General features: G+C 63.2%; 18 protein-coding genes. 10 read left to right on the top strand and 8 right to left on the bottom strand.

Translation table 11 applies throughout. The annotated features are described in order from the left end of the window. Positions 1 to 5 precede the first annotated feature (5 nt). Both HY019_RS06535 and HY019_RS06530 read left to right on the top strand, forming a co-directional pair. Positions 6 to 329, top strand: coding sequence for a (2Fe-2S) ferredoxin domain-containing protein (locus HY019_RS06535; protein ID WP_290689394.1), 324 nt, complete (start codon positions 6 to 8; stop codon positions 327 to 329). After that, positions 326 to 811 (top strand): hypothetical protein, encoded by a 486-nt coding sequence (locus HY019_RS06530; protein ID WP_290689392.1) that lies wholly within the window; start codon positions 326 to 328, stop codon positions 809 to 811. The genes HY019_RS06535 and HY019_RS06530 overlap by 4 nt, the downstream gene beginning before the upstream one ends. Positions 812 to 822: 11 nt before the next feature. On the opposite strand, the gene HY019_RS06525 is transcribed toward HY019_RS06530, so the two are convergent. The 6 genes from HY019_RS06525 to HY019_RS06500 all read right to left on the bottom strand — a co-directional run bounded on the left by HY019_RS06525 (position 823) and on the right by HY019_RS06500 (position 7,068). After that, entirely contained in the window at positions 823 to 1,233 is a 411-nt protein-coding gene (locus tag HY019_RS06525) for a c-type cytochrome (RefSeq protein ID WP_290689391.1), read from the bottom strand. Then, positions 1,230 to 1,820, bottom strand: a complete 591-nt coding sequence (locus HY019_RS06520) for a ferritin-like domain-containing protein (RefSeq protein ID WP_290689390.1) — start codon at positions 1,818 to 1,820, stop codon at positions 1,230 to 1,232. Before HY019_RS06520 ends, HY019_RS06525 begins: the two co-directional genes overlap by 4 nt. A gap of 67 nt (positions 1,821 to 1,887) precedes the next feature. Then, positions 1,888 to 2,622, bottom strand: coding sequence for an RNA polymerase sigma factor (locus tag HY019_RS06515; RefSeq protein WP_290689389.1), 735 nt, complete (start codon positions 2,620 to 2,622; stop codon positions 1,888 to 1,890). Positions 2,623 to 2,716: 94 nt separating this feature from the next. After that, positions 2,717 to 3,976 (bottom strand): diguanylate cyclase, encoded by a 1,260-nt coding sequence (locus HY019_RS06510; protein ID WP_290689388.1) that lies wholly within the window; start codon positions 3,974 to 3,976, stop codon positions 2,717 to 2,719. Next, positions 3,973 to 5,226: a diguanylate cyclase gene (locus HY019_RS06505; RefSeq protein ID WP_290689386.1), complete on the bottom strand. Its 1,254-nt coding sequence runs from the start codon at positions 5,224 to 5,226 to the stop codon at positions 3,973 to 3,975. Before HY019_RS06505 ends, HY019_RS06510 begins: the two co-directional genes overlap by 4 nt. A gap of 162 nt (positions 5,227 to 5,388) precedes the next feature. After that, positions 5,389 to 7,068, bottom strand: a complete 1,680-nt coding sequence (locus HY019_RS06500; RefSeq protein WP_290689384.1) for an NAD(P)/FAD-dependent oxidoreductase — start codon at positions 7,066 to 7,068, stop codon at positions 5,389 to 5,391. Between the two features lie 717 nt (positions 7,069 to 7,785). Between HY019_RS06500 and HY019_RS06495 the strand changes: the two genes are divergently transcribed. The 4 genes from HY019_RS06495 (at position 7,786) to HY019_RS06480 (ending at position 10,124) form a co-directional block, all read left to right on the top strand. Further along, positions 7,786 to 8,886, top strand: coding sequence for a PEP-CTERM sorting domain-containing protein (locus HY019_RS06495; protein WP_290689382.1), 1,101 nt, complete (start codon positions 7,786 to 7,788; stop codon positions 8,884 to 8,886). A 156-nt stretch (positions 8,887 to 9,042) separates the two neighbouring features. Continuing rightward, positions 9,043 to 9,360, top strand: coding sequence for an antibiotic biosynthesis monooxygenase (locus tag HY019_RS06490; RefSeq protein WP_290689381.1), 318 nt, complete (start codon positions 9,043 to 9,045; stop codon positions 9,358 to 9,360). A gap of 5 nt (positions 9,361 to 9,365) precedes the next feature. Then, complete coding sequence (locus tag HY019_RS06485; protein ID WP_290689379.1) at positions 9,366 to 9,815, top strand: GNAT family N-acetyltransferase; 450 nt, start codon at positions 9,366 to 9,368, stop codon at positions 9,813 to 9,815. A 12-nt stretch (positions 9,816 to 9,827) separates the two neighbouring features. Continuing rightward, positions 9,828 to 10,124, top strand: a complete 297-nt coding sequence (locus HY019_RS06480) for a helix-hairpin-helix domain-containing protein (protein ID WP_290689377.1) — start codon at positions 9,828 to 9,830, stop codon at positions 10,122 to 10,124. A 12-nt stretch (positions 10,125 to 10,136) separates the two neighbouring features. Here HY019_RS06480 and cls read toward each other — a convergent pair whose 3' ends face one another. Both cls and HY019_RS06470 read right to left on the bottom strand, forming a co-directional pair. Further along, positions 10,137 to 11,537: a cardiolipin synthase gene (gene cls / locus HY019_RS06475; RefSeq protein ID WP_363302418.1), complete on the bottom strand. Its 1,401-nt coding sequence runs from the start codon at positions 11,535 to 11,537 to the stop codon at positions 10,137 to 10,139. A 99-nt stretch (positions 11,538 to 11,636) separates the two neighbouring features. Next, positions 11,637 to 13,382 carry a methyl-accepting chemotaxis protein gene (locus HY019_RS06470; protein WP_290689376.1) on the bottom strand — a complete coding sequence of 582 codons (1,746 nt, stop codon included), beginning with the start codon at positions 13,380 to 13,382 and terminating at the stop codon, positions 11,637 to 11,639. 305 nt (positions 13,383 to 13,687) lie between these two features. On the opposite strand from HY019_RS06470, the gene HY019_RS06465 reads away from it, so the two are divergent. The 4 genes from HY019_RS06465 to HY019_RS06450 form a co-directional block, all read left to right on the top strand. After that, positions 13,688 to 13,906 (top strand): CsbD family protein, encoded by a 219-nt coding sequence (locus tag HY019_RS06465; RefSeq protein ID WP_290689374.1) that lies wholly within the window; start codon positions 13,688 to 13,690, stop codon positions 13,904 to 13,906. Positions 13,907 to 13,945: 39 nt separating this feature from the next. Then, positions 13,946 to 14,092, top strand: coding sequence for a lmo0937 family membrane protein (locus HY019_RS06460; RefSeq protein ID WP_290689372.1), 147 nt, complete (start codon positions 13,946 to 13,948; stop codon positions 14,090 to 14,092). A 39-nt stretch (positions 14,093 to 14,131) separates the two neighbouring features. Then, entirely contained in the window at positions 14,132 to 14,929 is a 798-nt protein-coding gene (locus tag HY019_RS06455; RefSeq protein WP_290689370.1) for a hypothetical protein, read from the top strand. A gap of 278 nt (positions 14,930 to 15,207) precedes the next feature. Continuing rightward, positions 15,208 to 19,678: MBG domain-containing protein (locus HY019_RS06450; RefSeq protein ID WP_290689368.1), on the top strand; the 4,471-nt coding region annotated here is incomplete at its 3' end.

The following is a 19,678-nucleotide window of genomic DNA, read 5'->3' as shown; positions in this document are numbered from 1 at the left end:
CCCCAATGTCCCGCCCCGAACGCAGTGTCTTCGTGTGCTCTCAACAACGCCCGCCCGGGCACCCTCGGGGCTGCTGCGCCGCACAGGGCAGCCAGGCCGTGCTGCAGGCCTTCTGGAAGGAGCTGCAGGTCCGCAATGCCTATGAACAGGTCGGCGTGACCTACTCCGGCTGCCTGGGCCCTTGTGATGGCGGCGTCAACGTCGTCGTCTTCCCCGACAGCGTGCTCTACAGCCGCGTCAAGCCTGAAGACATACCCGAGATTTTCGAGAAGCACCTCTTGGGTGGCGAAGTGGTGACACGCCTGGCGGCCTCGGCGGGGTCGTGGTGAACATCCTCACCGGCGAATCATCGACGGACCTGTTTGGTGGCGATGTGCCACCGCAGGTCAAGTCCCTGGTCGAACAGGCGCGCACGGCCGAGACGCCCGAGCGCGCGCTGGCCCTGCTGTGGACAGCGCAGGTCTGCGCGCCCAACTGCCCCTCGCTGTACTACCTGCTCTACAAGTTCCATGCACGGCATGCGGACTTTGAACAGGCCGAGCTGGCCGCGCTAAAAGGGCTGGAGGTGGCCGCCGAACAAGCCGGCCTGCCGGATGACTGGCGCATCGTCACGCCGGACATGGCCGACTTCCTCACGCCGGGCCCTGCCCGCTTCTGGGCCTTCACGCTCAAGGCGCTGGCTTTCATCCGGCTGCGCCGTAAGGACCCTGAATCAGCCCGGGCCTATCTGAGCAAGGTGCAGGAGCTGGACCCGCAAGGCGGCACGGGCTCCGAGGTGATCGAAGCCCTGATCAAAGGGGCCAGTGCCTGATCCCCGTTCGTTCACGGCTGGGGCAGTTGGCAACTGCGCCCGGGCTGGGTGGCCAGCTTGAGCCAGGCGATCAAGGCGGCGCGCTCGCCATCGTCCTTCACCCCGGCATAGCCCATGCTGGTGCCGGGCATGGCCTGCATCGGTGCTTTCAGGAAACGGTCCAGCGTGGCGGGCGTCCACACCCAGCCGGACTGGCGCATGGCTGCCGAGTAGCCCTCAAAGCCCGGTGCCGAGCCAGCCTTGCGGCCAAACAGCCCGCAGTGCGCAGGCCCCGTGCGATGCTGCTCGATGGCATGGCAGGCCTGGCAGCGTTCGTACACCGCTTGCCCGCGTTGCATCCACTCGGCCTGATCAGCCGCGCGGGCGGCCATCGACCACGTGGACAAGCCAGCCACCAGCAGGCCAATCAGGCGGGCGCTCATGACATGAAGGCCGTTGGCACCGGGGCCTCACCCAGTGCCTGACGCAGCACCGCCCAGTGCATGGCCTCGTCACCCAGGATGCTGGCAGCCACCTGGGCCAGGGCCTTGTCGCCAAACAAGGACACCGCGCCCAGGTAAGCCGAGATGGCGCCCTTTTCCAGCCCGGCTGCAAAGCGCAGCACGTCGGCCTGGTTCTTGAGCTTGTCCACCGGGAAGCTGTACTTGGCCTTGGGCTCCAGCGCCTGCCCGCCCAGCTTGCGCACGGTGGCGGCCAGGGCCTCGGCATGCTCCTTGTGGTGGCCCTGGAAGGCCAGCGCCAGTGCCAGCACGTCCTTGCTCAGCAAGCCGCTCTCGGCCCCCACCTGGTAAGCCGCCACGGCCTCCAGCTCGGCGCCCAGGGCGGTGTTGAGGATGCGCACATCACTGCCCGCATCACCCGGCTGGCCTTTGGTGCTGGCGGCCAGCGCATCACGCCCGCCCAGCAGGGCCACGGCCCCGGCAGACAGCACCGCCCCCGAGCCCTTGAGCGCCATGCGGCGTGACAGGGGCGACAAAATTTCAGACAACAGTTTGCTCTGACCGCTCATGGCCATCTCCTTGCTTGGTTGAAAAAACGAAAGTTGAAAACGCGGCCGTCAGCCACGTCATGCAGCGTCAGATGGGTGGCGCAAGCCGACCCAGCCGCTTCAGTTGCCCCAGCACGTGGCGCACCACAGCCTCGCAACGTGCGCCTGCAAAGGCATACACGCCGGGGATGTGCGGCTCCAGCTGGGCGCCCAGTGCATCGCGCAACATGGCGCGTGCCCTGAGGTAACGCGTCTTGACCACCGCCTCGCTGACCTGCAGGCAGGCGGCGGTGTCTTCCACACTCATGTCCTCCACCGCACGCAGCACAAACACGCTGCGGTAGATGGGTGGCAGGCTGTCTACGGCCCGCTGCAACAAGACGCCGATCTGGCCCCGTTCGGCCAGGGCATCGGGTTGGCTCATCGCATCGGGCTGGGCCGCCATGCGTTCATCCAGCGACAGGCGCTCCGGCTCGGCCATGTCGTCGATGCGGATGTAGCGCCCGCGTTTGCGCTGCCCATCCAGCGCAGCGTTGATGGCAATGCGCACCAGCCAGGTCCCCAATGCGGCATCGGCCTTGAACTGGCGAATCGAGGTGAACACACGCAGATAGGCCTCCTGGACCACGTCCTGCGCCTCGGCATCGTCATGGACCACGCCACGCACGCTGCGGAACATCAGGCGGTTGTACTTGCGCATGATGGCCGTGAAGGCCAGCGGGTCACCTTGTGTCGCCAGCCGGACCAGCTCGCTGTCCACCAGCTGGTCCACCTGACTCAGTGGGGGCTCGGGCAATGTGATGCTGATGTCCGGGGTTGGCATGGTGTCGATCTTCCTGTTTGCGGCTTGTCTTGTCATTAGACGTGAGCAGCCCAGGAAAGGTGACAAGGAAAGTGCGCGATCAGCTCAAAATAGATCAGGCCACTCCGGCCAGCACGCAGCGGTTGCGCCCGTCCTGCTTGGCCCGGTACAGCGCCTCGTCAGCGCGGCTGACCAGCCGGTCCACCAGCGGCCGCTCATCGGCGCCGGCCTGGCTGGGGTCTGCCACGCCCACGCTGATGCTCACGTGCTCCGAGGTGGTGGACGCCTCATGCCGCATGGCCAGCGCGGCCACGGCCTGGCGCAAGTCCTCGGCCACGGCCATGGCCGCCTGGGGCGTGGCGCCGGGCAGCACCACCACGAACTCTTCGCCGCCCCAGCGGGCCAGCAACCCACGCCCTTCACCCAGGCGCGAGCGCATGGCCCGCGCCACCTGGCGCAGGCACTGGTCGCCAGCCGGGTGGCCGTAGCGGTCGTTGAAGGCCTTGAAATGGTCCACGTCGATCAGCAAGAGCGCCATGCCCTGCCCTGCGGTGGTCGCCCCGTCTTGCGAGGACAGCTCCTTGAGGTAACCATCAAAACAGCGCCGGTTCGGCAGGCCGGTGAGCGGATCCAGGTTGGACAGGTCCTCCAGGCCGCGCTTCATCTGCTCCAGCTCTGAGCGAAGTGACTGCCCGCGTTCGTTCTGCAAAAAGCGCTGCCGCTCGTCCAGCTCCAGGTTGAAGTTCGAGATCAGCGTGTAGAGCGTCACCACGATGATCAGCAAACCCATGGGGGCCTCGATGATCGCGTAGGGCCGGCACTCGCCCTGGCGCGCCACGGTCGTGTAAATGAACAGGCCCAAGATGAAAGCCGATACCGCCAGCGCACGTGGAAAGCGCAAGCGCTGCACCAGGTTGCCAAAGATCAGCACCGGGATCAGGCCAGCCCGGTAGATCGAGACCTGTGGGCTGTTGCTGGCCATCAGCACCACACCCAGGCAGCCCGCCACCAGCATGGTGCCCACCATGGCGATCACATCCGTCAACCAGGGTGGTGTATGGCTCAGCCACCAGTCACGCACGACGAAGCCAAAGATGACCAGCGCCAGCACGAGCGGTGTCAGCGTGAACAGGCGCAGCTTCACCGACAGCATGAAGGCATCGGGGATCATGTACCAGTCCGACACCAGGAACAGGTTGAACAGGAGCAATGCCGTGGCCGCGGTGATCTGCATGTGCAGCATGCGGCCCGGGGCACTGGCCTGGTTGAAACGCGCCTCCAGCTCGGGCTCGAAACGCAGGCCGCGCATGTAGAGCGCGCGCATCTCGCGCAAGGCCGACAGCAGCGTGATGGGCTGGGCGCTGGCCCCGCTCATGCGGCTACCTCGCGCTGCCCCGCTTCGCTGCCCACAGCCTGCGCCACCGGCTCATCGCCCACGCAGACCCGATTGCGGCCACCCGCCTTGGCCTTGTAGAGCGCTTGATCGGCCTGGCGCGCCAGGGCCTGGGGTTGGTCCCCCTCAGCTGGCCGCATCGACGCCAACCCGATGCTGACCGTGACCACGCTCGCGCAGCTGGAGGCCGCATGCGGCAAAGCGCAGGCCTCCACCGCCTGGCGGATGCGCTGCGCCACCTGGGCCACGGCCTGCGCATCGGCATCGGTGATCACCACGGCAAACTCTTCGCCACCCCAGCGTGCCAGCAAGTCCACCGGCCGGCGCAGGCACGTGCCAATGGCTTCGGCCACGGTCTGCAGGCAACGGTCACCGGCCTGGTGGCCATAGCGGTCGTTGAAGGCCTTGAAGTGGTCCACGTCCACCATCAACAAAGACAGCGGCTGGCTCTCGGCGTGGCAGCGCGCCCAGCTCTGGGTCAGGAACTCGTCAAAAGCGCGGCGGTTGGCGGTGCCCGTGAGCGCATCCGTGAGGGCCGCGGTTTCAAGCCGCTCGTTGGTGGCCTTCAAGGACGAACGCAAGCCCTGCTCACGCACATCCAGCAGGTAAGCCAACCGGTCGTTGTGCTCGCGCACATAACAGGCATACAGCGCAAACGACACGGTGGTGAGCAGCAGGAAGCTGGCGCCCAGCCTGAGCGTGCCCAGCGTGTCCACCGCCGTGAAGATGACGGTCGTGTGCACCAGGGCCGCGCCCACGCTGAGCGCCACCATAGGCCTGAAACGTGCAAACACCGTGGCATAACAAACGATCAGCAGCAGCTCGACCACCTTGGTATAGACCATGGGGTGGGAGCCCGTCAGCGCGATCAGCCCGGAGATGACGCAGGCCACCCCGGCCACCAGCGGCACCACCCATTCATTGAGCGCGGCGCGGTTCAGCTGGCGCAACACCGCCAGCACGATCAGCACAAAGGGCACGTACACGCCAACGCGCAGGGCCAGTGCAAAGCCCATGTCCGGGCGGTACATCAGGTAATCAGAGATCAGGACGCCGCCATACACGATGAAGGAACTCAGCGCGGCCAGGCTGAGCTTGACCGCACGCTCTTCACCATGGTGCTCGACAAAGGCGCGCTCCAGCTTCGCCGGAAACCGCAGCCAGCGAAACCCATCCGCCAAAGTCTGATCGACCAGCGCCTGGTTGTCTGCCGATGCCGCGTCCAGCTCCAAGAGTGACCCTCCAGAGATGCAAGCAGCCGCCCAGGCAGCGGGCCGCTCGAACCCATTACGTCACCCTGATCTTAGTAGGCGAGCTGGATATGAATGCGGAGAAATTGCACGCAAAAGCACGATTTGCAGGCCCTCAGGCGCAACAAAACCCTTGAAAAGTGGTCAATGCGCGCCAATGTGGTCCGCCGCCACCTCGCCAGGGGCAAGCGCCTTGGCCTGCATGATGCCCTTGAGCACCGGCCCTATCTGGCGCAGGCCCGCCACGGCGGTGGCCGTCAGCACCCCGCCCATCATGGCGCCCACAATCCCGCAAGACAGCACATCCTGCCCCGTCAGCCACAAGCCCTCGATGCGCGTGCGCGGGCTCAGCCACTCTTGCTGGAAGCGCTGCGGGTCATGGTCCAGGCCATACAGCTCGCCGCGCTGGTAGCCGCCAAACCAGTTGGTCGACAAGGGCGTGGACACCTCGAAGTAATCCACCTTGCCGCGCAGTTGTGGCAGCTTGTCGTACAGCACCGCCATCAGGCGCTCGCCCCACTGGGCCTTCACGGCTTCGTAGTCCTGCCCGCGCTTGCCCCAGATGGTGTCTTCCCACTTCTCGAACCAGGCGTAGTTGGTCGGGGCCACGATCTCGATGGTGGCCTTGCCCGGGTAGCGCCGCGCAAAGTCCGGGTCCTTGACCGAGGGGAAGGAGATGTAGACCACAGGGAACGGTGCATCCGGGTCATCCGTGAAGCGCTGGGTGATGCCGTCAAAATCGTTGCCGGGGTAGACCCAGAAGTTGGTCTTGGGCAGGCCCAGCTCTTCGGCTGTCTGCTTGAGCCCGATGTAGACACCCAGGTGGGCCGCGCTGGGCTTGACCTTGGGCAGCAGCTTGTCATAACCGGCGCGCTTGACCTCGGCCGGGGGCAGCAGGTGCTCGAAGGTGTTGAAGACACCGGCACTGGAGACCACGCAGGCGCAATCGATGCGGGTGCCGTCTTCCATCAACACGCCTTTGACCTGGCCCTGCTCGGCCACGATCTGCTTGACGCGGGCATAGGTGAACACCTCGCCACCGGCCGCGCGGATCTTGGGCAGGATGGCTTCGGCAATGCGCCAGCTGCCACCCACGGGGTAGTAGCCGCCATGCATGTAGTGGCTGGCCACCAGCGCATGGATGATGAAGGACGACTGATTGGGTGACATGCCATAGTCCCCCCACTGGCCCGTGAGCACGGCGAGCAGATCGGGGTCGCGCGTGAGTTCGGCCAGCACGGCGCCCGTGGTCATGCTGAAGCTGCGGGGCAGCAGCATGTTGAGCAGGGGCTGGGCCAGCTTGCGTTGCCAGGGCTTGAGCAGGCGGGCCATGGTGAACAGCGGCACGTACTTCTTGACCTCGGCCAGGCGGGCCAGGTAGGTGTCGATGGCCTTGGCCTCTTGCGGGAAGCGGCGCACCAACTCATCGCGGTAAGCCTGCTTGCCGGCCAGGGCGTCAAACACCTTGTCGCCGATGAAGAAGCGGTCATAAGCCTGGGCCATGGCGGCCCATTGCAGGCGCCCGCCGGTGAGGAAGTCCATCAGCTTGCGCGGCATGGTGGGCGCGCCCATGTCACCCACGTAGTGCAGGCCAACATCCCATTCATAGCCTTCGCGCTCGTAGCTGTGGGTGTAGCCGCCGGCGGTGTAGTGCTGCTCGAGCACGGCCACCTTCCAGCCCAGTTCAGACAGGAAGGCGGCGGTGGTGAGGCCGCCCATGCCGGAGCCGATGATGAGCGCGTCATAAGGGCCGTTGAGGCGCCAGTCGCGGTAGCGGGTGCCGATGCGCGGGCAGTTGGCTTTGTCGGCTTTGGCGTGGCTCATGTGGGGCTCCCCATCGGTGGTGGCTGTATATGGGGTGGATTTAAGCACACAATGTTGACATTGTGAACACTTGGTTTTGCCTAGGCTGTGGTTCGTCATACATGCGGAGACCGAGCAGGCAAACCCCAGCCCCAGCGGCCTGAGCGGTTCACTGTGCCGGTCGGCGCCTGCGGCACCGACTCCCTTGCGGTGCTCAGGCTCACCTTTGGGTGCGCAAACTCGCCGTCCTTCGGCGGCTCAAACAGCTTACCCATCGGCCCTGCGGGCCGAACCAGGTGAGCCCTCCGCTCCTCAGCGACACAGAGGCCCTTTCAGGCCGCTGGGGCTGGGGTCTGCTGGTGACGCTATTTCGGCACCTGCAAACAGGCGTTTCTTGTTCTGGACGGTACGGTTATAGTTTGTTGAGCAAGCATCAATGAACAACTGGGGAGGTTGGTGAGATGCACGTACAAGATGACGTCAAGAAGCAGCGCAACCTGTCCAAACAAGATCAGTTATGGGACATGCGTGTCTCAATAGCTATCAAGTTAGCTAGCGCGTCCGCTCTCAGTTGGGCTGCGCGACGATAAGGAGGCGCAAAAGCTCAGGGGGGGGCACATGCATCCAAAAGCACACGGGCCAAAGTCAACTTCAGCCCCTCCAAAGTAGGATCGCGACAGAATAAGCCTTAGACATAGAATAAAACTTACCTATCAGCCAAATTTAACAGGGATCTAAATGTACTTCACTAAAATTAAGCCAGTTTTAACTTCTTTGGCTTCATTATTTTTTTGCGCAACGTCCTTTGGAGCTACTGGGTATAGCATCACGTTCCTTGATGACCTAGGTGGAAGCAAAAGTGTTGGCGCCGGCATTAACAATCAAGGACAGGCCGTTGGCTGGTTGCTGACAGCCAGTGGGGCGCAACATGCCATCCTCTGGGATGGCGCTGCAACATATGATCTAGGCAGCAGTAGAGCTTCTGCTATTAACGATACGGGTCTAATTTCAGGCACATCCGACGCAAATATTAATCAGCAATCTCACGCATCCATTTGGAGCCAGAATACACGAACTGACTTAGGTACTATTGGGGGCAACACCAGTGAAGGACTAGCGATAAATAGCTCTGGCCAAATCGTTGGCGGAGCATACACAAACAATTTCGCCGCATATCATGCCGTTATATGGAGCAACGGCACTTCTACTGACTTAGGGACCCTTCCAGGTGGAGATCGCAGTGAAGCGAGAGCAATCAACGATGGGAGTCAGGTTGTTGGGTATTCGTACACATCTGCGGGCGTCGGTCATGCCACTTTGTGGAGCAATGGAACAGTGACTGACCTAGGCACGCTCGGGGGCCAAGAAAGCTATGCGTATGGAATAAACAATGCTGGACAAATTATTGGGTGGGCCAGTGTTGCCGGCAATCGCGCGATGCATGCCACGCTATGGAATGGTGACGTTGCAATCGATCTTGGCGCACTTGAATCTCCAGCTAACACCAGTTGGGCCAGCGCGATTAATAGCAATGGTGTAATAGTTGGTGGTAGCCAAGTAGCTGGCGGCGGCAATCATGCAGTTTTGTGGGACAAGGCAATAGCCCTTGACCTCAACTCGTTTCTCGACACATCGCTGAAAAATGATGGCTGGGAAATACAAGGTGCGACAGACATCAATGACCAAGGCATCATTGTCGGCAACGCATTCAACTCACGAACATTTTCAAGTCGCGCTGTGCTGATAACTCCATCCGTCCCGGAGCCTGGGACATATCCATTAATGCTTCTTGGCTTGGCTGCACTATTGCTTTCCAGAAGAAGCTGCAAAGCAGACTAATCTCGCGGTAATCGGCCCAACTGGCGGTTCAACACGGACGCGAAGCTTGCCCGCCTTTGGTGGGCACGATGACCTACTGATGAATATGCATCCCATTCGCCGCTTCGCAGCGCCGCCCGTTAACGCTGGCATAGGGCCCCGTCTAAATCAACACCCATGATCCTCGAAATCGCCCAACTGCAAGTCCGACCAGGCCAAGGCGCCGAGTTTGAAGCAGCGTTCCGCGTCGCCCAGGCCATCATCTCGTCCATGCCCGGCTATCTCGGCCACGAGCTTCAGAAGTGCGTTGAGAAGGCTGACCACTACATGCTGCTGGTTCGCTGGGCGTCCGTCGAACACCATGAGATCGGGTTTCGCCAATCCGCGGGCTATCAAGCGTGGCGCAAGTTGCTGCATCACTTCTACGATCCTTCCCCAACGGTCCTGCACTACGAGCAAGTGGCCGGCCCAGGCTTGGCTACTTCGGGCAGCTGATCACCATGCACAGCCTCGTACGCGAGTTTGAAGAAGCCGACAGGCAGGCCCTGCGCGATCTGTACGTCGCGTCTCGCAACGCCACCTTCACCTGGGCCTCTGCCGGTTCGCACCAGGCATCTGACTTTGACCTGCACACCGAGGGTGAGCGCGTCCTGGTGGCCGTCAGGGGCTCGAAGGTGCTTGGGTTTGCCTCCATCTGGGAGCCAGACAGCTTCGTACACAACCTCTTTGTTCACCCCTCTGCCCTGCGCCAGGGCGTGGGCCAGGCGCTGCTGGCCAGTTGCGCCAGGTACTTCACCAAAACGCCAACGCTCAAGTGCCTTCAAGCCAATGTGAACGCCATACAGTTCTACAAGACCCAGGGGTGGGTTGCCATTCGGGAAGACGTTGGGCCAGAGGGGCCTTACGTCCTCATGGCAAAGGCCACTGCGATGCAAGGCAACGGCATTTGAAAGGCGCCCGCCATGCACCCCAGCAAAGTCATCCGCGAGCAAGTCACCCGCCTGACCGACCTGCCCAACATCGGCCCCGCCATGGCGGCCGATCTGGTGCGCCTGGGGATCACGCAGCCCGCACAGCTGATCGGCCTGTGCCCATATGAGCTGTACGAGCGCCTTTGCACGGCAACGAACACCCGGCATGACCCGTGTGTGCTGGACGTGTTCATCTCCATCACCCGCTTCATGGATGGCGAGGCACCGCACCCCTGGTGGCACTACACCGCCGAGCGCAAGCAGCGGTGGCCCCTGCCCCCTGCGTGACTTGTTGCCCCTTCACAGCCAGTAAGCCCACATCCTGGCCAGGTACTCCTTGAGGCGGTTCTTGATCGGCCGCTTCTGCCACTGAGCCAGCGTGATCTCATCAGACTCGGCCAGGTCCTTCTCGAACATGGCCTGCACCTGCTTGCCGAAATCCGCACCCAGCACCACGGCGTTCAGCTCGTGGTTGTGCAGAAAGCTGCGCCAGTCCAGGTTGGTGGAGCCCACCGTGGCCCACACGCCGTCCACCAGCACCGTCTTGGAGTGCAAGATGACGCCGCGGCGCTCGTAGAGCTTCACGCCCGCACGCAGCAGTTGCTCGTAGTAGCCGCGGCCGGCGTGGAACACCAGCCATGAGTCCGTCTGGCTGGGCAGGATCAGCCTCACGTCCACACCACGGGCGGCGGCGGCTTCCAGCGTAGCGAGCAGTTGCGGGTCAGGCACGAAGTAAGCATTGGTCAACAGCACGCTGGTCTGGGCGCTGCCAATGGCCGACAGCAGCGTGGCGTAGATCAGGCTGTAGGCCTCGTCTGGTGAGCTGCCAATGGCGCGCACCACCTCTTGCCCCACGGCTTGGGTGGGCGGGAAGTAACGCCTGGTGGCCAGTGGGTCGCCCTTTTGTGCCGCCCAAGTGGCCAGGAAGAGCTTTTGCAACTCGGCCACCACTGGCCCCTCCAGTTGCAGATCGGTGTCGCGCCAGGTGGGGCCGTCGGCATCTTGCACGCGCCGCCCTTGTTTGGCAGAGCCGCTGGCATACACGCTGCTGATGTTGATGCCGCCCAGGAAGGCCTTGCGCCCATCCACGATCAGGAGCTTGCGGTGATCACGCTGGTTCAGCTCCCACTCCTTGCGCGCCACAAAGGGGTTGATGGGGTTGAACTCGAGCACGCGCACGCCGGCATCAGCCAGCTTCTGGAAGAACGACGCCGGGGTGCCCCGAGTACCGACGCTGTCGCGGATCAGGTTGACCTGAACGCCCTGCTGCTGTTTGTCGATCAGGGCTTGTGCAAAGCGTTGGCCGACTTCGTCATCTTCGAGGATGTAGGTTTCCATGTTGATGTGGTCGCGTGCCGCGGTGATGGCCTCCAGCATGGCGCCGTAAGTGGCCGGGCCGTTCTGAAGCAGCAGCACGCGGTTGCCGGTGGTGAGCGGGCTGCCGACGATGGCCTCCTCGCGCGCCAGATGGCGATCAAAGATGCCCGTCTCCTGGCCATGGCGCCCCAGCCCCTCAAGGATGGCCTTGCTTTGGGCGGGTGTCAGGGGGCCATGCACCCCTTGCAATTGCACCGGCTGGCGCGGCGCGCGGGCCAGATCGGGGACGATGGTGGGCAGGCTGCTGCAGCCGGCCAGGCAAAGCAAGGCCACAAACAGCAAGCACTTGAGCTGAGCCGCCTGTCCAAGTGGCATCTGCAGCATCTGCGTCCTCCGTGCTGACCGCACCTTGGCAATGTACAGCCTGCCCGACTCGATGACCACATGGCCCTGCTGCGTGTCACATGGCTTGGTCAACCGCGCTCAGAACGACTCCCAGTTGTCAGTGCCCGTCCTGGGTGGTGCGGCCACTTGGGGCGCGTTGCTGGCTGCGGCAAACTGGGTTGCCCTGGCTTTGAGGCCCGAGGGGCTCACGCTCCTTGTGGCGCCTGGATTGTGCCTGGCGTGCGAGGTTGGTGTCCTGGCCGTGGCATGGCCGAGGTCGGCATGGTGGAGCTTGAACAAGGCCACCGCCTGCACCAGCTGTTGTGCCTGCAGCTTCATGCTCTCCGCTGCGGCGGCACTTTCTTCGACCAGCGCCGCATTCTGCTGCGTGGCCTGGTCCATTTGACTCACGGCTTCACCCACTTGCGCAACCCCGCTGCTTTGCTCGACGCTGGCCGTGCTGATCTCACCCATGATGTCTGTCACGCGCTGGATCGCACCAACGACTTCCGACATGGTGACGCCGGCCTGGTCCACCAGCGCAGAGCCCTGTTCAACACGCTCCACGCTGGCATTGATCAGGCTCTTGATCTCCTTTGCAGCCTCTGCCGAGCGGCTTGCCAGGTTGCGCACCTCTGACGCCACAACCGCAAAGCCTCGCCCTTGCTCACCCGCACGTGCGGCTTCCACGGCGGCATTCAACGCCAGGATGTTGGTCTGGAAGGCAATGCCATCAATGACGGTGATGATGTCGGCGATCTTCTTGGAGCTGTCGTTGATACCCTTCATCGTCTCGACAACCTGCCCCACCACCGCGCCGCCTCTGACGGCGACGGTGCTGGCACCTTGGGCCAGTTCATTGGCCTGACGGGCGTTGTCGGCGTTCTGCCTGACGGTCGAGCTGAGCTGTTCCATGGAGGCCGCGGTTTCTTCCAGGGCCGATGCCTGCTCTTCGGTGCGGCTGGACAGATCGCTGTTGCCTTGTGCGATCTGGGCGCTGGCCGTGGCGATGCTGTCGGCAGACGTGCGCACTTGCCCGATCAGTCCGACCAATTGCGCCTGCATGGCACCCATTGATGCCAGCACACTGCCCACCGGGGCCGCATCTACGCCCTGCACCGGGCTGAGATCACCTCGGGCCACGCGCTGTGCGGCCTCGCTGAGGTCCACTGGCTCTGCACCGAGTGAGGCCAGCAGACGCCGCGTGATCAGCCACCCCAGCGCAACGGCGGTCACCAACGAAAATGCACTGAGTGCAAGCAACAAGGCGCGTTGCGTGGTGTACGTGGTGGAAGCCTCTTCAACGCTGACTTTGGCCTGCTCCTTGCTGTAGCTGACATAGTCATTGGCCGCCGCCAGCAATGAGGCCAGCAAGGGTCTGCACTCAGCATTCATTTTTTCGATGGCCTGATCCTGCATCCCCGATGCGGCCAGTTGAACAATGGCCACAGCGACTGGGCCGTATTGCGATTCGACTTTGTCGATCGCGGCAACCAGTGCACGATCCCGATCGCTCACGTCGGCTGTGCTGGCAACGGCACCCTTCAAGGCCTTGAGGCTGGCCTGCAGATCGCCATTGGCCTGAACGGCCATGGCTTTTGCTGACTCACGATCGGCATCCGTCTTGACCAGCACCATGTCACGCACGCCGATGGCACGTCGGTTGGCAAAAGTGCGCACATCGGTGGCCAGGCTCTCGCGCTCTGCCGCGCCGTTGACATGATCCTTGAAGCGCTCGTTTGCCACGCTGAGATCGCGTAAAGCAAGGGCGCTCACGAGCAACACAATGACGGCAAGCAGGCCAAACGCAAGCAATAGCTGCTTCTTGACCGTGAAGTTTTTCATGTTTACAGCTCCAAAATGGCGCGAGTCCTTCGGCCCGAAACTTTGGGCGATTTGACATGGCACTCACTTATCGGCACGAATGGCTAATTTATGAGCCACAAATTGAATGCGGGCCGCCCTTTGAAACCCATCGCACCGCTTGCAGCCTGCGGGACAGGGGGGAATTGACGCATCGGATACATCGTGCCACTGTGTGAGCTACCGCACAGAAGCCGCGACGCGCGCCACTTAGTCTCCCTGTCATGAAGGCGGGCAAGAACGAGCCATCCGCGCACGTTTGCCCCCACACCACGAAGGAGTTCAACATGAACTGGGATCAAATCAAAGGCAATTGGCAACAGGCCACCGGCAAGGCCATGGCGCAATGGGGCAGGCTGACCGATGACGACATGAAGGTCATTGCCGGGCGGCGTGACGAGCTCACTGGCAAGCTGCAGGAGCGTTACGGTATCGCCAAGGAAGAAGCCGAAAAGCAACTGGCGGAGTGGGAGCGCAAGGCCAGCTCGTGGTTCAAGAAGAGTTGATTCACGCTTGGCTCACTGCCAGGCAAAAGGAGAGCCACCATGCTCATGACCCTCGCCGTTATCCTGCTCGTACTCTGGTTGTTGGGGCTGGTTACCTCCTACACCATGGGTGGCCTGATCCACATCCTGCTGGTGATCGCCGTCGTGGTCTTCCTGGTCAACCTGATCCAGGGCCGGCGCGCCTAGCCTTCAAGCCAGCCCCATGGTCACCATGAAGGAGGCCGCATGCGCCAGCTGATCATTGGCTTTTGCTTGGTGTGCGGCGCTGTGGCGTCGACGCCGGCACAAGTGAGCGTGGGCATCGGCATGAGCATGCCGGGTTTGAGCATTGGCATCAACCTGCCGTTCTACCCGGATCTGGTGCGCGTGCCGGGCTACCCGGTGTATTACGCGCCGCAGGTTGACGCGAACTTCTTTTTCTACGACGGCATGTACTGGGTCTTCCAGGACGACAACTGGTACGCCAGCGCCTGGTACAACGGGCCATGGGACTATGTTGACCCCTATTACGTGCCGGTGTTCGTGCTGCGTGTGCCGGTTCGCTACTACCGGGTGCAGCCCCCTTACTTCCGTGACTGGCGAGACGATGCACCGCCACGCTGGGGCGAGCACTGGGGGCATGACTGGGCGCGAGGCCGGCCAGGGTGGGACCAATGGAACCGCCGCACTGCGCCGCCACCGGCACCACTGCCTAACTACCAACGCCCCTATTCCGGCGAGCGCTACCCCCAGCAGGTGCCGCAGCAACGATCACTCCGCGAGGAGCATTACCGCTATGAGCCGCGTGACCCGGTTGTGCGCCAGTACCAGCAGCGGCCGCCCGAGCTGCAAAGAGCGCCCGAACCCGATCGCCCCAGACAAGCGCCGTACCCGGATGCCACGCGGCGTGAGCAGCCCGAACGATTGCACGGTCAAGGCCAAGGTCTAGGCCATGACCAAGGGCCAGGACGGGAGAAGAACCGCGGCCGGGAAGATGACCGCGACCAGGAGCGCAGGCCACTTCGGTCCAAAGACAAAGATTGAGTGGGCAAACCTGCCCAGTCAAGCGAATAAATTGGCATCATATGGCCATATATATCCATAAATACGCTGTCACACCATCTAAAGAGTTATTTATCTCTTCCGATAACACCGTGTAACGAATCGTGCGCGAGCGGGTTGCCCTGTCAAAGACCGGGCTCCGAACAACACGATCGCCTCGGTCGAATCGGCAAGGAGTTCGGCGGGTGTTTGCCGCAAGGTGAAATGCTGGGGTGCTGAGTGGCGATCCTTGTGCATCGATTGCACTTTGGAGTCCTCACATGCATGGCGCCTCGCTGAACCACGTCTTTCGCCTGGTCTGGTCCGATCATTTGTTGACCTGGGTGCCTGTACCCGAGGGGACTTCTGGCCGCGGCAAACGTGGGCGCGCAGGCACTGCGACGCGCGTGGCCGCCGCCATCCTGACGCTGGCCAGCATGTCGGCCCTGGCTGGGGGAAGCAGCGGTTTGCCAACAGGTGCGCAGATCGTCCAGGGCAGCGGCAGCATCAGCCTGACCGCCAACACCCTGACGATCAACCAGGCCACCCAGAAGCTGGTCACCAATTGGCAAAGCTTCAACATCGGTGTGGGCAACACGGTGCAGTTCAACCAGCCATCGGCCAGTGCGGTGGCGCTCAACCGCGTGCTGGGTGGCGAGGTCTCGACCATCCAGGGCGCCTTGCGCTCCAACGGCCAGGTGTTCCTGCTCAACCCCAATGGCGTGCTGTTCAGCTCGACCGCGCGTGTAGAAACCGGCGGCCTGCTGGCCTCCACGCTGTCGATGAGCGATGCGGACTTCATGGCGGGCCGTTATCGCCTCAGCGGTGACAGCACTGCATCCGTGATCAATGAAGGCCAGATCCTCACCCGCAACGGTGCTGGCCTGGCGCTGGTGGCCGCCAAGGTGGTCAACCGTGGTGAGTTGCAAGGCGACGGCGGCACGGTGGCCTTGGTGTCTGCCAGCGAGGTGACGCTGGACCTGGGCGGCGCCGTGCCTGTGCAGATCAAGCGTGGTGCGCTTGATTCGCTGATTGAAAACGGTGGCGCCATCCGCGCCGACGGCGGGCATGTGATCCTGACTGCCCAGGCGGCCGATGCCTTGAGCCGCTCGGTCATCAACCAGACCGGGGTGATCCGGGCACGCACGCTGAGCACCGGTGCACGTGGCGAAATCGACCTGCTGGGCGACATGGACCATGGGCAGCTCAATGTGGGCGGGCAACTGGATGCCAGTGCACCAAACGGCGGAGACGGTGGCCACATCGAGACCTCTGCGGCCCACGTGGACACGGCCGTGGGCCTGTCTGTTGATGCGGGCTCGCGCCTCGGCCAGGGTGGTACCTGGTTGATCGACCCGTATGACTACACGATCAATGCCACGGCGGCCACCAACATTGCCACGGCCCTCAACAGCGGCACCAGCGTCACCGTCACCACGCAGGCCAACAACACCTCGTATGGCAGCACCGGCTCCGGCAGCGGTGACATCACGGTGGCCAGCGCCATCACCAAGACCGCTGGCGGCAATGCCACGCTGACGCTGCAGGCAGACCGCAGCATCTACGTCAACAGCGCCATCACCTCGACCACCGGGCAACTGGGCATCACGCTGAGCGCGGCCAACAATGCCAGCAGCAGCCTGGGTGGCGTCAACGTGGCGGCCAACCTGGGCTCCAACGGCGGCCGCATCCTGATTGGTGGCGCCGGAGGCAACCAGACCACCGCGCAAAGCTACGGCATTGGCTACGCGCTCAATGCCACGGCCAGCACGCCCGCTGTGCAGATCGGCACCAATGTGTCCATCCAGTCAGCGGGCGGCAACATCACCATCAACGGGCGCAGTGCCGCAACCAACAGTGGCTCCTACTCGGCCACCAAGGGCGGCATCTACGTGCTGTCGGGCGCAACGGTCGACACCGGCGGCGGCATGCTGTACATGAGCGGCATCAGCGCGGGCTCGGGTGCCGACAAGGTCTTCGGGTTTGGTGTGGAGGCCAACTCCGGCACCGTGACCACCTTCAAGACATCCAGCACCACAGGCGCCATCGTTGTGGATGCGCAGAACACGACCAACGCACTGGGTGCGCTGGGCCTCGTCAACAACGGTAGCCAGGCCCGCGTACAGTTCTGGGCGCCCAGCGTGGCACACATGCTTTTCCGCATCAACGGCAACAACAAGGCCACCACCTTCACGCAGAGCCCGCCCTGCAACCCCGGCTACCCCAATTGCGGCACCATGGTGATCCCTGGCGGCAACCAGAGCTACACCTCGGCCGGCTACAACGTGGTCAACATGGCCATGACCCCGCTCTACATTTTCAGCGGGGATGCCTCCCGGGTTTATGACGGCACCACGAACGCCACGGGCCTGCCTCTGACATCGCTTGGCGGGCCCAACGGCTTCGTGATGGGCGACCTGGGGTCGGTGAACTTCACGACACCCAGCAAGAACGTGGGGGCCTACACCACGCTGACGGGCGCTGCGGGCAACCCCAACACCTACACCAGCGGTGGCACCGACTACGCCGTGGCCTATTACAGCCAGGGCACCTACACCATCACCCAAAAGACCATCAACAGCTTTTCGGCTGGCAACAAGGTCTATGACGGCACCACGGCGGCGAGCGTGACCGGCAGCGGCATCGTCACGGGTGATGCCGTCACGATCAACGCCACCGGCGGCTTTGCCAGCGCCAACGTGGGCAACAACATCACGGTCAATGTCTCGGGCGTGTCCTTGAGTGGCGCCGATGCAGGCAACTACCTGGTCTCTGGTGGTGGCTCGATCTCGACGACGGCCAACATCACCCCTGCCCCGTTGACGGTCACCGCCAGCAACGCCAGCAAGACCTACAACGGCAGCACCTACAGCGGCGGCAATGGCGTCAGCTACAGCGGCTTTGTCAACAGCGAGACCACATCGGTTCTGGGTGGCACGCTCTCGTACTCGGGTGACAGCCAAGGCGCGGTGAACGCGGGCAGCTACACCATCACACCGGCCGGGCTGACATCCAGCAACTACACCATCGGCTACGCCAACGGTGTGCTGACGGTGAACCCGGCCACCTTGACACTGACGGCCAATACCGCCAGCCGCCAATATGGCAGCAGCAACCCCGGCTTCAGCGGCTCGGTCAGTGGTCTGGTCAATGGCGAGACGCTGGCCAACGTCACCACAGGCACGCTGGCTTTCAGCAGCGCTGCCACCTCGTCCAGCAATGTGGGCACCTATGCCATCAATGGCAGCGGCCTGAGCGCCAACAACGGCAACTACACCTTCGTGCAAGCCGCGGGCAACAGTGCCGCCCTGACGATCACCCCCGCCCCCTTGACGGTGACGGCCAACAACGCCAGCAAGACCTACGATGGCCAGGCCTGGACAGGTGGCAATGGCGTTGGCTACAGCGGCTTCGTCAATGGCGACACCAGCAGCCTGCTGACTGGCACCTTGTCCTACAGCGGCAACAGCCAGGGCGCGGTCAACGCAGGCAGCTACACCTTCACGCCGCAAGGCCTGAGCGCTGGCAACTACACGTTGAGCTACAGCGGCGGCACCCTCACGATCAACCCCGCCACCTTGACGATCGTGGCCAACAGCGCCAGCCGCACCTATGGCGCAGCCAACCCCAGCTTCGGTGGATCGGTGACGGGCTTCGTCAACGGCGAGACGCTGGCGAGCGCCACCACCGGCTCACTGGCGTTCTCGACCAGCGCCAACACCGGCAGCGGCGTGGGCAGCTACGGCCTGACGGGCAGCGGCCTGAGCGCCAACCATGGCAACTACAGCTTTGCACAAGCCGCGGGCAACAGCAGCGCCTTGAGCGTCACGCCCGCCCCCTTGACGGTCACCGCCAACAACGACAGCAAGGTCTATGACGGCAACGCCTATAGTGGCGGCCACGGCGTCAGCTACAGCGGCTTCGTCAATGGCGACACCAGCAGCGTGCTGACGGGCGCCTTGGGCTATGGCGGCACCAGCCAGGGCGCCACCAATGCAGGTTGGTACGCCATCACCCCAACAGGCCTGAGTGCAGCCAATTACGCGCTGACCTTTGCCAACGGCACACTCACCATCTCGCCGGCATCCCTCACCGTCATCACCGGCAGCCTGACAGGCAGCACCAGCAAGGTCTACAACGCCAGCACCACCGCCTCTCTGGTGTCGGGCAACTTCCTGTTGAGCGGCTGGGTAGGCGCTGACGGTGCCACCGTCACCAAGACCACCGGCACCTATGACAACGCCAATGTGGGCACAGGCAAGACGGTGACGGTGTCCCTGAGCAACAGCGACTACTCGCCAACCGGCGGTACCGTGCTGGCCAACTACCAGTTGCCCACATCCGTGAGCGGGTCGATCGGTGCCATCACACCTGCGCCATTGACGCTGACCGCCACGGCCAACACCAAGACCTATGACGGCAACACCACGGCGGGCGCCACGCCCACCGTCAGCGGCCTGCAAGGCAGCGACAGCGTCAGCGGCCTGCTCCAGGCCTATCTCAACAAGAACGCGGGCTCGGGCAAGACCGTCAGCGTCACCGGCTACACCGTCAATGACGGCAACAGCGGCAACAACTACACCGTGAGCCTGGTCGACAACACGGCCAGCGTGGTCAACCGCGCCAGCGCATCGGTCAGCGGCACCGCCAGCAATTCGACCTACAACGGCAGCACGCAGACCCAGGGCGCGGCCACGCGCAACGGCTTCCTCGTGGGTGACGACATCAGCGTGAGCGGGCTGGCCTCGGGCC

It is taken from the genome of Aquabacterium sp., from assembly GCF_016195855.1.
Classification (GTDB): Bacteria; Pseudomonadota; Gammaproteobacteria; order Burkholderiales; family Burkholderiaceae_C; genus Aquabacterium.
Note: the sequence above shows the minus strand (reverse complement) of the source record. Positions and strands in the feature narration are given on the sequence as shown.

Coding starts and splice junctions, on each gene's coding strand:
- HY019_RS06535 (WP_290689394.1), top strand. CDS start 6: ATGTCCCGCCCCGAACGCAGTGTCTTCGTGTGCTCTCAACAACGCCCG.
- HY019_RS06525 (WP_290689391.1), bottom strand. CDS start 1,233: ATGAGCGCCCGCCTGATTGGCCTGCTGGTGGCTGGCTTGTCCACGTGG.
- HY019_RS06520 (WP_290689390.1), bottom strand. CDS start 1,820: ATGAGCGGTCAGAGCAAACTGTTGTCTGAAATTTTGTCGCCCCTGTCA.
- HY019_RS06515 (WP_290689389.1), bottom strand. CDS start 2,622: ATGCCAACCCCGGACATCAGCATCACATTGCCCGAGCCCCCACTGAGT.
- HY019_RS06510 (WP_290689388.1), bottom strand. CDS start 3,976: ATGAGCGGGGCCAGCGCCCAGCCCATCACGCTGCTGTCGGCCTTGCGC.
- HY019_RS06500 (WP_290689384.1), bottom strand. CDS start 7,068: ATGAGCCACGCCAAAGCCGACAAAGCCAACTGCCCGCGCATCGGCACC.
- HY019_RS06495 (WP_290689382.1), top strand. CDS start 7,786: ATGTACTTCACTAAAATTAAGCCAGTTTTAACTTCTTTGGCTTCATTA.
- HY019_RS06490 (WP_290689381.1), top strand. CDS start 9,043: ATGATCCTCGAAATCGCCCAACTGCAAGTCCGACCAGGCCAAGGCGCC.
- HY019_RS06485 (WP_290689379.1), top strand. CDS start 9,366: ATGCACAGCCTCGTACGCGAGTTTGAAGAAGCCGACAGGCAGGCCCTG.
- HY019_RS06480 (WP_290689377.1), top strand. CDS start 9,828: ATGCACCCCAGCAAAGTCATCCGCGAGCAAGTCACCCGCCTGACCGAC.
- cls (WP_363302418.1), bottom strand. CDS start 11,537: ATGCTGCAGATGCCACTTGGACAGGCGGCTCAGCTCAAGTGCTTGCTG.
- HY019_RS06470 (WP_290689376.1), bottom strand. CDS start 13,382: ATGAAAAACTTCACGGTCAAGAAGCAGCTATTGCTTGCGTTTGGCCTG.
- HY019_RS06465 (WP_290689374.1), top strand. CDS start 13,688: ATGAACTGGGATCAAATCAAAGGCAATTGGCAACAGGCCACCGGCAAG.
- HY019_RS06460 (WP_290689372.1), top strand. CDS start 13,946: ATGCTCATGACCCTCGCCGTTATCCTGCTCGTACTCTGGTTGTTGGGG.
- HY019_RS06455 (WP_290689370.1), top strand. CDS start 14,132: ATGCGCCAGCTGATCATTGGCTTTTGCTTGGTGTGCGGCGCTGTGGCG.